Below are 13,435 nucleotides of genomic sequence, written 5' to 3'. Positions count from 1 at the left end.
GTACTCCCGTTGAAGCACTCTTTTTTATCCAATCCAACAACAACTTAAATATTTAAATAATACTTAGTTTTTTAAGTTCATCCAGAAGCTGACTCTTATTCTCTGCATCCATGGAGCACATAGGCGAACGAAATACCTCATTCACTCTTCCCATGGCGGCTAAAGCCGTTTTGACAGGCATGGGATTCGACTCAACAAACATCAAATCCATCAGCTGGCGATATTTATAGAATAATTCGTTCATTACCTCTACCTTTCCATTCAACGAAGCCTCCATTAGCTGTGCAAAATCGTTAGGAATGACGTTGGCAATTACTGAGATACAACCATCTGCTCCCAAAATATTGGCCGGTGCAGCCAAAAAATCATCGCCACTATATATCACAAATCCATCGGGGCGCTTGGCAACAAGTTCGGCAAACAATGCTAAATCGCCCGATGCTTCTTTAATTCCAACTATATTGGGAAACTCATTAGCCAATTTTATGGCCGTATCAACTGAAATACTGGAACCTGTGCGTCCTGGTACATTGTATAAAATGATAGGTATATCCACAGCTTGTGCAACCGATGAAAAATGGATATACATGCCTTTATCGGTTGGTTTATTGTAGTAGGGTCCAACCACCAATACAGCATCAACCCCCATTGCTTTAGCATTGCGCGTGTATTTAATACATTCTTCGGTGGAGTTACTGCCTGTACCAGCAATTACAGGTATACGACCAGCTACTTGTTTCACGGCCCGCTCAATTAAAAAAGCATCCTCATCGCCAGTTAAGGCAGGCGTTTCACCCGTTGTTCCACACACCACAATTCCGTTCGTCCCGTTTTCCAGATGCCAGTCGATCAATTTATCAAAGGCTTCCACATCAATCTCACCATTTTCTTTAAATGGAGTTACTATAGCTACCACTGAGCCTTTTAAATCAAATTTCTTCATCCCTATATCGTTTCGACCAATAATACAATTCTTCTTATCAAGTGTCAAAAATATCAAATGCTTTGGGCTTACAAAAGTTTTTCAACAAAAAAAACTTCTTTATAACACTTTGTTAATATCTTAACATTTTATATCTTTGTCACAAAATCAGAAACCATGAAAACAGTTAGTCAGGCTGTTGAATCAGTCATTAAAGTCAAACCATTTGTTATAGAAGCGCTCTGCGAAGGGCTCCTAAACATATCGTCGCTAGCGCGGCAGATACAACCAATGGTGGAAAAACTTACTGAAAAACCTGTGAAACAGGGCGCTATTGTAATGGCACTGAACCGACTGACCCCACAGCTAGACTATTCGCTGAACCGAAATCTTCAGAAACTTCTCGAATCATTAGGTGATATCATTGTCCGTTCAAACCTAACGGATTACACCTTTCGCAACAGCACTACCATTTTTAACAGCCACACAAAGGTGATGCATGACATCAGCAATCAGCAGGATGTCTTCTACACACTTGTGAGAGGGGTTTTTGAATCGAATCTGGTGGTCAGTTCGACATACGAAGAACTGGTTGAAAAATACTTTGCAGAAGAAGAGTGTTTACTTAAGCAAGGAGAGCTTTCGGCTATTACCCTTAAGCTGCCAGCCGCTAACGTGCAGATAACAGGCTTTTACTACCACATTCTAAAAGCCATTGCCTGGGAAGGAGTAAATATTAAAGAAGTAATTTCCACTACAAATGAATTCACCATCATAGTAAACGATGAAGATGTGGATAGAGGTTTTACCATTCTGAAGAACTTAAAAACAGCTTATAAACAGAAATAATTGTCTAAAAAAAAAATAGCCCTTCTGCTTTCATAAACTTAAGGGCTATTCTTTATCAACTTCTTACTATCAGTCAAACTCCACTGGCATCACAATCTTTGTGGCCACTGCTTTACCACGCTGCTTGCCCGGCTTCCAGTCATTCAATTCCGAAATAATTTTAACAGCATACTTTGCCTCTATTTCATTTACACGGTTAATAGCCTTAATATCTTTTAATTGGCCATCTTCAGTTACAATAAACTGAACTTTGACTTTTCCATTTAATTCTTCTTTTTGCTTAACAGCATCTACCTTTTTTTGAAGCTTGTTAGCAAATGTTTCCTCTCCTTCATTGTAAGAAGGCATCTCCTCCACAATAAAAAAGACAGGCTTCCCATCCTTCGTATTTGGTTCAATTATCGGCTCACCCTTGGGCCTTGCCTTTATTTCTGATGGCTCCAGTTCATAGACTGAAGGAACCATGGTAATAAGCTTAGGAATAACCTTATCAGCTTTAACCTCCTGTGTATTATAGCCGACAAAAGACAGGACCAGTATATCATCTTCAGCAACTTCCAATTCAAATTCTCCCTTCATATCGGCCACACACCCCCGTGTTGTGCCTTTAATAATAATACTAGTACCTGGCAATGGCTTTTGAACAACCGTCATTTTTCCATCATCCTGAACAAATGATTTATCAAATACAACCGCTTTTCCTTTCATCATAAAAGTCGATTTCTTCTCCTGAGGTTGCGTGTCGTTTATTGTTTCAGAATTAGAACGATACTCATAAACAGGCTCACTAAAAGCCCAAAGCAAACTACCAACAAGTGGCAGCACCAGCAGCAACTTCAAGAGTCGCCATTTGGAATTTTTGTCATTTTTCATCATTTTTAGTCGTCGTTTATTTTGGGAGAACCGGAAGTGATTGGCTAGCACTGACGCTTCCGCTCCCATTGTTTCACAAATAATATGTTGTATGTATTTATTCAATTGAAAGCCCTTTTTCAACACGCCCCGATCTGCTAAAAATTCTAAATTTTGTTTGACCAGTCGGGCATAGTACCATGCAAACGGATTGTACCACTGAACGGCAATTACCAGCTCACTGACAAATACATCAATCCAATGGTGCTGCATTAAATGCTCGCGCTCATGAACCAGTATTTCAGCATTCTGTGGTGTCAGGTAATGCTTGCTTTTCAGAAAAATACGTTTCCCAAAAACAAATGGTTCATCCACTTTTTCGTTAATGCAAACTAAAACGCCATCAATCAGCAGCTGCTCCGAAGCATTTGCCAGGCGCTGCATACGAATAACCATTACCACCAAACGCAATACAAAAACTCCTGCAATCAAACCGTAAGCCGCCAAAAGCAGTTGCGGCCAACTAACCATGCTCTTTTCAACCGCAGGCATAGCATCAATAGCAGTGTCTGCAATACTAACCAACGCCCTTCCATCAGCTCCATCAACGACATCAATAACCACCGAATAATTTAACTCCGCAAATGGTAACATCAGCGATGCCCACAGCCCTCCTAGCAGAAAAAAGCGATTAGCAACATAATGCGCATCCCTGCTTAAGAATAACTGATAAACAATTAAGAAAAGGAACGATACAAGAATTGATCTTGCAAAAAAGGTAAGTAGTTCCATAAGGTCTATTTCTTTTGTTCTGCCTCTTTTAACATCGCCTCCAAATCCTCAATTGTCATGTTATTGTCTTTCGCAAAAAACGCAGCTAAGCGGGTAAAGCTACCTCCAAAATAGTTCTTCAAAAGGTGCTTCATCTGAAACGAAGAATAGTCTGCCTTTGAAATTAATGGATAATAAACATAGACGTTTCCAACCTTCCTAAAGTCTACCACCTTTTTTCCCTTCAAAACTTTTAATACCGTTGCAACCGTATTGTAGGCGGGTTGTTTATCTGTAAATCCTGACAGAATATCCTTTACAACCCCCTCTCCGATTGTCCACAGAATTTGCATTACCTCCTCTTCCGCTTTAGTCAACTGTTTCATGATTATTTATTTATATAATATATAGTTATCGATAAAACCAATATGAACATCACTTCATTCTGGAAAAAGTGACCATAAAAAATACACTACTACAATTATAGTACTATTTTTTTAGTATTTCAACTATTCCTTTAGATAAAAAAATCTTCGGTCGAAGTTAAAATAAATGTAACCATTGTATGAATGAGACGTAAGCGCTGTTTGTTGGGAAAAACTATATTATGGATTCGAAAATAATAGCCCTCTGTGGCTACCTGCTCGTGCATTGTCTCATTGGCAATGCCCAAACGACAGTAATTAATAAGGATGTTTTAATTTTTGATGATACCTGCTCCGTTGAAACTGACACAGCCAAACCGCTCACTCCAATCGTCAAAGGGCATTGGGCCGGTAATCCTTCTTCGTCAAAAGATAGCAGTGCACACCGCACAAACACGCCTGCCATTTCCGATTCGACACTCACTGTAGTAAAAGGATACAGCCCTTTTACCAATTATGCAGATACCTTTAAAGTCAAGCCTGCTGCCATCAACAAGGTGCCATCCGCTTATAAACACCCAAACATCAATACCCAAAAAATAATTCGGTCAAAAAGCAGCCCAAACAGCCTGTTTATTCATGAGTACGATATCACTTACACCAAAACATCATTAGCACAAGCCTGGTATCAGTACATGCATAAACCATTGAACCAGACCGACTATAAGTATGAACAACCCAGCAGCAATGACTATGCCCAGCAAACAGCTTCTGATAAACAAAAACCAGACACAGGTGCCGAGCTGATAGCCTCTAATACGAGCCCGTCAGGCACACAAATTACTGAACAGAAGTATAATAATCACACCAGTGAGCCATCAGAGTACACGGACAGCAACACAACTATTGAATACTATATTCAGTTGGCAGCCAGCCGGGAAGCTTTAAGTCCCTACGAAATTAAAAAGTTGAAGGTCGACCCGGAACAGGTGCGTATCATTGAAGAAGACCAATGGTATAAATACCAAATTGCAGCGGGCGAAAATTACCAACAGGCCCGCACCACCATTAGTACCTATGGGTATAGAAATGCATTCCTGGTGGCCTACAAAGGAGAAGAGCGCCTCGATCTGTGGAATACCGTAAAGCATATTTATCAGCAAACGCCTAAAACGCAAGAGCTCATTTTTGTACTTCAATTGGCGGCCAGCCGAACTCCGCTGACAAGCCAAGAAATAGCTCAGTTACATAACGGACACGACCGGGTACGTGAAATTAAAGAAGAAGGCTGGTATAAATACCAGATTACGATTGGCTCATCCTATAGGTTGACCATTGAAAAATGGAAGATGATTGGAGCGACCAGATCCTTTCCGGTTGCCTATTTAAATGGTCAAAAGATTGAAATGAGTGATGCACTAAAGTTAACAAGGTTAAACAAATAATACTATGAAACGTGATCAATTACTGAACAAACTAGCCATCACCGTGGCGGTTTGTTTTACTCTTATCTCAAGCTCATGTATAAGCCTAAAAAAAACAGAGCTTATACAGCCGTTAACAATTGCCGACTATAGTCAGGAGTTTGTTAACTCACAAAGAGACGCCTATAAAATTAATTACGGCGACAATCTGTATTTGAAAGTATATAGCTCTGATGTTAAAACATCGAAATTTTTCCGTTCTGATTTCCCTGAGCTGATGAACGACTCATACATTTATCTGAACTCCTACAAAGTGGATGAAGAAGGCTATGTGCAATATTCATTTATTGATAAGGTAATGGTAAAAGGGCTGACTATAGAAGAGGCACAAAATGCCATACAGGGAGCTGTAGAAGAGTATTTTGAAGACGTAACCGTACAAATAAAATTAGTTAATTTCCGCATTTCCATTTTAGGTGAAGTGCAAAGTCCAGGCAGCTATTCGATTGACCGGGAGCAGATTACAATCCTTCAGGCGGTGAGCATGGCGGGTGGTTTAAAAGATTTTGCCATGGCTGACGACGTAACACTCGTGAGAAAAAGTGCCAACGGCAGCATCGTGAAAAAGCTTGACTTAACAGATAGCAAAATTCTGGAGTCGGAATACCTATTTCTTCTACCCGATGACGTTATTTACATTAAACCAAGGCCTTCGAAAACCTACGCCTTTGAAAAGTTCCCATACGGACTTGTGGCTGGCGTTATCTCGATAGCCTTATCAATTTATGCAATCACAAAATAATATGGAAGCAGGTACAAATACTCAGGTCAATTTTGAGCATTATATAAAGCTTGCATTAAGAGGCTTAAAATACTGGCCCTTAATGGCAATTGCGCTGGCAACAGCAGCTTGCATTGCTTTTTATATTAATGCCACTTCATTGCCTGAGTATCTTGTAACGACCAAACTGCTGGTTCAGGATGAAAAAGAAATGGATCCCAACAACATTTTGGGCCTGCCGCAGTTAAACAAAGCAACCACTAAAATCAACAATCAGAAAGGAGTTTTAAAGTCCTACGAATTTATTAAACAAACGATTAACGGCCTGGGCTTTGAAATCAGAGTGTTTCAGGAAGATGCTTACGGCAATCAACTTCTTGTATACCCAACACCGGGCTTCAAGGTGGATTACCTGCAAACGCACCTTCAGCCTTTGCATACCACTTTTGCTGTTGAATTTTTGAACGACAGCAGCATCCATCTGACCACACATAAAGAGCAAGCTTCTTTATATAGTTATCAAACAGAAAAAATTGAAAAAAATGTGGCGAATTTAGCAGTAGACACCATACTGCCTGTTAATACATATTTTATTACAGACTATTGTGCATTTGCTATCAATACCACACAAAAACCAGTTAAAAAGGCGCAATACAAGTTCGAATTTAAAACCCAACACGAGTGCGTTGAACACTTTCAAAATTTCAACATTGATGAAGTTGATAATTCGTCCATTTTAAACATCTCTTTTAAAACACAAAATATTGCACTCGGCACCACCTTTCTGAATAAGCTGACATCGGCTTTTTTATGGAAAGAAGTGCAGATGAAAAATAAAATCAAAGAACGAACCATTGACTTTATCAACAGTCAGCTTTTACAGGTGCACGACTCACTGAGCCTGACCGAATCATCCATACAACAGGTGATTAAAAAAAACGGTGGCATTGAGCTCGATGTGCGAAAAAACGCCATTTATGGCAAACTCAGCGATTTTCAGTCGCAACAATCAGAGCTTAATTTGCAGCTCCGATACTACAGCTATTTAAAAAGTTATTTACTTGAGAATGAGGCAGTTGACGAAATCGTTCCCCCAACAGCCATTAAGCTGGATAATCCGCAGCTGATGACACTGATGAACCAACTGTTTGCCACCTACCTGGAAATAGAAGACATTGAGAACCGAACGAAAAAGGATATCCCTCAACTGGCACACAATAAAGCTGAGGTCAAACAACTTAAAGGCACAATTCTTAACGTTCTCAACAGCTCAATTGCAACCATCCAGAATGAAATAAAAAACAATGAAAAAAAGATTCTACAGACACAAGAGAATCTGGGTAAGCTGCCCCACCACGAGCAACAGCTGGTATCCATTCAACGGCGCCACGAAATAAACGAAGAGTTATATACGCTTTTATTAACCAGACGCTCGGAAATGCAAATTGCTAAAGCATCCAATTTACCCAGCCACGAGGTATTGGACCTGGCGAGAGGCGAACAGGCCAAAAACATAAGTATACCAGCCTCTAAAATATACAGCCAATCGATAGGTATAGCACTGCTGATATCGATGGGGCTAATCTGGTTAATTTTGTTGTTTAATGACCGTATTCAAAGCAATGAAGATATTAGCAGCCTGACACAATATCCGATTATTGGGCACATTATTCACAATAAGCACGAGGCTCCTTTTGTGGTGCAATCCAAGCCTGGTTCGCTGGTAGCCGAATCGTTCCGCTCGCTCAGAGCCAACATCAATCACCAGCTAAATAATTACAAAGACCAGAAGGTATTCCTGACAACTTCGGGCAATATGGGCGAAGGAAAAACATTTACCACCATTAACCTGGCTGCTTCGTATGCGCAAATGGGGAAAAAAGTGGTAGTGATTAATTTTGATTTGCGCCAGCCCAAAATGGAGAACTACCTGAACACGAGCAATCACGCGCAAGGAGTTACCGAATATTTAACCAATCAGGTTCAACAAATCGGTGATATAATACAACAAAGTGAACAGCCAAATCTGAGTTTCATAGCGGCAGGTGCAAAACCGTTAAACGCATCTGAACTATTAAGCAGAGACCAACAAATAAGTGAGCTACTCGCCTGTTTACGACAAGAGTTTGACTGCATTTTTATGGACACGCCCCCCATCGGACGGGTGGCTGATGCCCTTTCACTGCTGCCACATGCCGATCAGCACCTGTTCATTGTCCGCCACGACCGCTCGCACCGTCACCTTTTGAAACATTTATTTAACGACCTTCGGTTGAAGAATGTTGATTCATTTAAAGTCATTATCAATGATATTAAAGTGAAAAACAACCGTTTTGGGTATGGGCAAGGCTACGGATATGGCTATGGGTACGGCTATGGATATGGCAGTTAAGCCACATGCCCCTTCCGTAAACTCTTAAAAAAGGATTGGATAAAGTCCGAATATAATTTGGAACTATCACCTCCATTCCTATTTAACCAACTTTGGCAATCATCTAAGTCAAATACATGTATACTTAAACAAAGTCAATTGGCTGCTGAAAATTCACAACTTCAATTTAGAGAAAATAATAACTTCTACTAAGCCTTGATAGTTAGAGTTATAGATTAACAATCTCAATATTCAATCTACAACCTATAAAATAACCAAATAGCTATCTCCCAAGGTGAACAACTTAACTTTTTTAGTAATTTGATTGACAATATGAATCTTTTGTCGGTTATTGGTTGGATTAATATACACCAAAAATCGTCAAAACATGAAAAGAAGTTTGTTTTACACATTGGCTATCGCCTTATCGGCCATGTTGTTTTTCAGTTGTGAAAAAGAGAACACAATTCTGCAAGAACAGGTAACACCAGAAAGTACTCTTAAAAGTGCTAAAACAGATCTTAACAATTACATTGTTGTACTCAAAACAGAAGCAACCTTTGATGTGGCAGGCGAATCATTTTCTGCCAAAAAAGAAAAGGTTTATAAACATGCCAACAAACTTTTGGCAAAAAACAAAATCAAGAGCAAACAGCTGAAACACATCTATGGTAAAGCCATTAAAGGCTTCTCGCTGGAACTCTCTGAGGGCGAAGCTGAATTATTAAAAAATGAGGCGAGTGTTCAAAGGGTTGAACGTGATAAAATCATCACATTAGCTCCCCCATCTGGCAAGGGAAAACCGGTTGGTGGCGAAGACCCCACTCAAATAACGCCTTGGGGCATAACACGAGTTGGTGCTCCGCAAAGTGGTGCAGGCAAAACTGCCTGGATCATTGACTCGGGCATTGATTTGGATCACCCCGACCTAAACGTTGATGTACAGCGCGCGGCGGTCTTCTTAGGACCTAAAGATACGCCCGATGATCAAAACGGACACGGCACCCATGTAGCTGGAACGGTAGCTGCATTAGATAATAGCATTGGCGTTGTTGGTGTGGCACCAGGCGCATTAGTTGTTCCGGTTAGGGTACTTGATCGCCGGGGTAACGGAACAACCTCCGGAGTTATTGCCGGTGTTGACTACGTTGCAGCCAATGCAGCTTCTACTGATGTTGCCAACATGAGCCTAGGAGGAGGTATCTCCACTACATTGGATGAAGCCGTATTAAACGCTTCCTCTCAACTCAAATTTGTTCTGGCCGCCGGTAACGAATCAGATGATGCCAACAATCATTCACCCGCCCGGGTTAATGGACCCAACATTTATACCATCTCAGCCATGGACATCAATGATAACTGGGCCTATTTCTCTAACTACGGTTCTAGTGTTGACTTCTGCGCCCCAGGCTACAGCATTGAATCAACTTACAAAAGCGGTGGGTACGCCACATTGAGTGGAACATCAATGGCAGCCCCGCACGTTTGCGGACTATTGCTACTCACAAATAATCTTTCAACAGACGGATATGTAAATAACGACCCGGATGGGGATCCGGATCCAATAGCACATTTATAAAGGTTTAAAGAGGGTCGCCCAACAGCGGCCCTTCTTTCTAACTTACGCTAAATGGGTAGTATTTTGAATCAAACGCCCTGGGTTAGATTTAATTTCAACTAACGACATTTGGAGCTTAAAACAAATCACTAATAAATAGTCTGTTCCTTCAGAAACAGCAGATTTTTCATATCTTCGATTTCATCAAATTAATATTCAACTCCAAAATAATCTATGATGATCAATCGAAAGTTAGGAAAACTCTGCTCGCTCCTATTGGCGGGTACATTACTTTTTTGTGGTGGACCAACAATTGCACAAAAAAAGAAGAATAAAGACTCCAATACTGAAAAGCATCCCATCAACAGTGAGCTGGTTGACGGACTAAAATTCCGGAACATTGGCCCGGCTTTTACATCAGGCCGCATTGCCGATTTTGCAGTTAACCCAACTAACCACTCTGAATTTTATGTGGCCGTTGCCAGCGGTAACATCTGGAAAACAACCAACAAAGGCATCACTTTCGAACCGGTTTTTGACCAATACGGCGCCTACTCTATTGGCTGCCTGGCCATGGATCCCAATAACAGCAATGTCGTATGGGCCGGCACAGGTGAAAACAATCACCAACGGGCGCTAGGCTATGGCGATGGTGTTTATAAAACAGTTGATGGCGGTAAATCGTGGAAGAATATGGGCTTGAAAGAGTCGCGCCAGATAGGTATGATCCTAATTGACCCGCGCAATTCAGATGTGGTGTATGTAGCAGCAGAAGGATCGGCCTGGGGCAGTGGTGGCGACCGTGGCTTATATAAAACAACTGATGGTGGCGAAAACTGGACAAAAGTACTTAACATTAGTGAGCACACAGGAGTTAACAATATTATTTGCGATCCGCGCAACCCCGATATTCTTTATGCCACAACTGAACAACGCCGACGCCATGTGCACACAAAGGTAGGCGGAGGGCCCGAATCAGCAGTTTATAAATCGACCGATGCTGGTCAAAACTGGCGAAAAATCATGAGTGGTCTGCCAACCGAACATATTGGAGGCATGGGCATTGCCATTTCACCTCAAAACCCCGATGTGCTCTACCTCATTGTTGAAGCAGCCAATAAATCAGGCGGTTTTTTCCGAACCTCAGATCGGGGAGAGTCGTGGAACAAGATGAGTGACCACCACTCCAGCGGCCAGTATTACAATGAGATTTACTGCGACCCGGTTGAGTTTGATAAAGTCTACTCGGTTGAAACCTTCTCGCACCTTACTAAGGATGGCGGCAAAACCTGGACAAAACTGAGCACCAAAGACCGCCATGTGGACGATCATGCCCTATGGATTGATCCCAGCGATAACAAACACTTTATGATCGGTGGCGATGGAGGGGTGTACATCACCTACGACGAAGGAAAAGCCTGGCGTCAGATAAGCAACTTACCAGTCACCCAATTTTATCGTGTCACCGTTGATAATGCCGCCCCATTCTACAATGTATATGGCGGCACGCAGGATAACGCCACTTTGGGAGGCCCGGTTCGCAATACATCAGAGTTTGGTGTTACATCGGGCGAATGGATCGTAACGGTATTTGGGGATGGTTTCTGGTCACGTGTTGACCCCACCAATCCAGATATCGTATACAGTGAATGGCAATATGGAAACGTGGTGCGCTACGACAAAAAAAGCGGCGAAAAAATCAGCATCAAACCACAGCCACGTAAAGATGAACTCACCTATCGCTGGAACTGGAATGCCCCTCTAATTTTGAGCAAGCATAACCCAACCACCATTTACATGGCAGCCAATAAAGTGTTTAAAAGCACCGACCGCGGCAATACCTGGGAAGTCATTTCCGAGGATCTGACGGCACAAATAGATCGCAATACCTGGCCTGTAATGGATAAATACTGGAGCATTGATGCGGTGGCTAAAGACGTTTCAACCTCGCAATACAACACCATTGTATCGTTGGATGAATCGCCCTTAAAGGCTGGCCTGATCTATGCGGGTAGTGACGATGGCGTCATCCAGGTGACAGAAGACGACGGAAGAACCTGGCGCAAAATTTCCTCTTTCCCAGGTGTACCAGCCCACACCTATGTGAGCGATATTTACGCATCGCGCTTCGACGAAAATGTGGTGTATGCCTCTTTTGACGGCATGAAAAGTGATGACTTCACACCTTATGTTCTTAAAAGTACCGACAAAGGGAAAACTTGGACCAGCATTTCGTCTGACCTGCCAGGTAACGGAACTGTTCATACTCTGGAACAGGATACCGAACGTAAAGACCTCTTGTTTGCAGGTACCGAGTTTGGTATTTTCTTTAGCATTAATGATGGTCAGAACTGGACACAGCTAAAGGCTGGAATCCCCACCATAGCAGTGCGCGATTTAGCTATTCAGGAGCGCGAAAACGATTTGGTTTTGGCCACCTTTGGCCGCGGATTCTATGTATTGGACAATTATGCGCCTCTTCGTGAACTATCCAATGAGCTTACCGAGAAAGAGGCCCACCTGTTTCCCATTAAGCCTGGCCTGCTTTTTATGCAAGTGGATAAGATATACGGACAAGGGGCAACTTATTACGGAGCACCCAACCCTGATTTTGGCGCCACCTTTACTTTTTACCAGAAAGACACCCCAAAAACTCAACGTGAACTGCGGCGAGAAAAAGAGAAAAGACTGTTTGAAAAAGGAGAACGCATCCCTCAACCCAGCTGGGCCCAACTGGAAGCTGAAGAAAGCGAAATACCAGCTTATTTGCTTGTCACCATAAAAGATGACGCGGGCAGTGTAGTGCGTACGTTTACTAAAAAGCCATCCAAAGGCATCAGTCGCTTTAACTGGGATTTACGCTATAATAGCACCGAAATCATCAAGTCGAAAAAGTTCGACCCTTTCAAAAAAAGAGAAGGCGGAATATTTGTGCTTCCGGGCCAATACACAGTGGAAATTAGTCAGGTGAAAAACGGACAAGCCAAACTGCTAGCCGGGCCATCCGCTTTTGAAGTTAAAGCGCTTAATAATGTCACCCTTCCGGCCAACGACCGCCCAGCCATGGTTGTATTCCAAAGAGAAGTTAGTGAGCTCTCGAAAGCCATGAATGGAACCCTCGCCCTGGTAAATGAAATCAAAGAGGAAGTAGCCAGCATGAAACAAACGGCGCTGCCCCTAACAGGCGCTCATGAGCAGGTGCTGCCTTCACTCAATGAACTTGAGAAAGAGCTTTATAACATCACCTTTGCCTTTAACGGACCAAAAGCCAAAGCCAGCTGGGAAGAGGTTCCACCCGCCGAAATGCCTTTAATGAAACGCCTAAACAGCATTATATGGGCGCAAATAAATAGTACTTCGGATATAACAAACACCTCCAAAACCAGTTTTGCCCTGCTGAAAGAGCAGTTTCCACCTGTATTGAAGCAGGTTGAAGAACTGCTTGAAACTAAACTTCCTGCTCTAAGGAAACAAATGGATAATTTAAATGCACCCTATACGAAGGGCCGAGTACCTCAATGGAATTAACTGTATAACTGATA

Annotated in this window: 9 protein-coding genes; 6 read left to right on the top strand and 3 right to left on the bottom strand. The window is 42.1% G+C overall.

The window, feature by feature from the left end; translation table 11 throughout:
• Nucleotides 1-52 precede the first annotated feature (52 nt).
• Entirely contained in the window at nucleotides 53-943 is an 891-nt protein-coding gene (dapA, locus tag ACSX1H_RS04110; RefSeq protein ID WP_439182404.1) for a 4-hydroxy-tetrahydrodipicolinate synthase, read from the bottom strand.
• A 156-nt stretch (nucleotides 944-1,099) separates the two neighbouring features.
• On the opposite strand from dapA, the gene ACSX1H_RS04105 reads away from it, so the two are divergent.
• On the top strand, nucleotides 1,100-1,771 hold the full coding sequence (locus ACSX1H_RS04105) for a hypothetical protein (RefSeq protein ID WP_439182403.1): 672 nt from the start codon (nucleotides 1,100-1,102) through the stop codon (nucleotides 1,769-1,771).
• Between the two features lie 69 nt (nucleotides 1,772-1,840).
• Here ACSX1H_RS04105 and ACSX1H_RS04100 read toward each other — a convergent pair whose 3' ends face one another.
• Together ACSX1H_RS04100 and ACSX1H_RS04095 are read right to left on the bottom strand one after the other, a co-directional pair.
• Nucleotides 1,841-3,415 (bottom strand): carboxypeptidase-like regulatory domain-containing protein, encoded by a 1,575-nt coding sequence (locus tag ACSX1H_RS04100; protein WP_439182402.1) that lies wholly within the window; start codon nucleotides 3,413-3,415, stop codon nucleotides 1,841-1,843.
• 5 nt (nucleotides 3,416-3,420) lie between these two features.
• A complete protein-coding gene (locus tag ACSX1H_RS04095; RefSeq protein WP_439182401.1) occupies nucleotides 3,421-3,780 on the bottom strand; it encodes a BlaI/MecI/CopY family transcriptional regulator in 360 nt (119 codons plus the stop codon).
• 221 nt (nucleotides 3,781-4,001) lie between these two features.
• Between ACSX1H_RS04095 and ACSX1H_RS04090 the strand changes: the two genes are divergently transcribed.
• From ACSX1H_RS04090 to ACSX1H_RS04070, 5 genes are all read left to right on the top strand, one after another.
• Nucleotides 4,002-5,204 (top strand): hypothetical protein, encoded by a 1,203-nt coding sequence (locus ACSX1H_RS04090; protein ID WP_439182400.1) that lies wholly within the window; start codon nucleotides 4,002-4,004, stop codon nucleotides 5,202-5,204.
• A 4-nt stretch (nucleotides 5,205-5,208) separates the two neighbouring features.
• On the top strand, nucleotides 5,209-5,985 hold the full coding sequence (locus tag ACSX1H_RS04085; RefSeq protein ID WP_439182399.1) for a polysaccharide biosynthesis/export family protein: 777 nt from the start codon (nucleotides 5,209-5,211) through the stop codon (nucleotides 5,983-5,985).
• Entirely contained in the window at nucleotides 5,969-8,356 is a 2,388-nt protein-coding gene (locus ACSX1H_RS04080) for a polysaccharide biosynthesis tyrosine autokinase (RefSeq protein ID WP_439182397.1), read from the top strand. Before ACSX1H_RS04085 ends, ACSX1H_RS04080 begins: the two co-directional genes overlap by 17 nt.
• Nucleotides 8,357-8,723: 367 nt before the next feature.
• Nucleotides 8,724-9,914, top strand: a complete 1,191-nt coding sequence (locus tag ACSX1H_RS04075) for a S8 family peptidase (protein ID WP_439182395.1) — start codon at nucleotides 8,724-8,726, stop codon at nucleotides 9,912-9,914.
• Nucleotides 9,915-10,127: 213 nt separating this feature from the next.
• Nucleotides 10,128-13,421 (top strand): YCF48-related protein, encoded by a 3,294-nt coding sequence (locus tag ACSX1H_RS04070; protein ID WP_439182393.1) that lies wholly within the window; start codon nucleotides 10,128-10,130, stop codon nucleotides 13,419-13,421.
• Nucleotides 13,422-13,435 lie beyond the last annotated feature (14 nt).

Source organism: Carboxylicivirga taeanensis (assembly GCF_051851475.1).
GTDB classification, from domain to species: Bacteria; Bacteroidota; Bacteroidia; order Bacteroidales; family Marinilabiliaceae; genus Carboxylicivirga; species Carboxylicivirga taeanensis.
The sequence above is the reverse complement of the archived record's forward strand: the minus strand, read 5'-3'. Positions and strand labels throughout refer to the sequence as shown.

Excerpts from the sequence above, each read along its gene's own strand:
- dapA (WP_439182404.1), bottom strand. The coding sequence starts at position 943 with ATGAAGAAATTTGATTTAAAAGGCTCAGTGGTAGCTATAGTAACTCCA.
- ACSX1H_RS04105 (WP_439182403.1), top strand. The coding sequence starts at position 1,100 with ATGAAAACAGTTAGTCAGGCTGTTGAATCAGTCATTAAAGTCAAACCA.
- ACSX1H_RS04100 (WP_439182402.1), bottom strand. The coding sequence starts at position 3,415 with ATGGAACTACTTACCTTTTTTGCAAGATCAATTCTTGTATCGTTCCTT.
- ACSX1H_RS04095 (WP_439182401.1), bottom strand. The coding sequence starts at position 3,780 with ATGAAACAGTTGACTAAAGCGGAAGAGGAGGTAATGCAAATTCTGTGG.
- ACSX1H_RS04090 (WP_439182400.1), top strand. The coding sequence starts at position 4,002 with ATGGATTCGAAAATAATAGCCCTCTGTGGCTACCTGCTCGTGCATTGT.
- ACSX1H_RS04085 (WP_439182399.1), top strand. The coding sequence starts at position 5,209 with ATGAAACGTGATCAATTACTGAACAAACTAGCCATCACCGTGGCGGTT.
- ACSX1H_RS04080 (WP_439182397.1), top strand. The coding sequence starts at position 5,969 with ATGCAATCACAAAATAATATGGAAGCAGGTACAAATACTCAGGTCAAT.
- ACSX1H_RS04075 (WP_439182395.1), top strand. The coding sequence starts at position 8,724 with ATGAAAAGAAGTTTGTTTTACACATTGGCTATCGCCTTATCGGCCATG.
- ACSX1H_RS04070 (WP_439182393.1), top strand. The coding sequence starts at position 10,128 with ATGATGATCAATCGAAAGTTAGGAAAACTCTGCTCGCTCCTATTGGCG.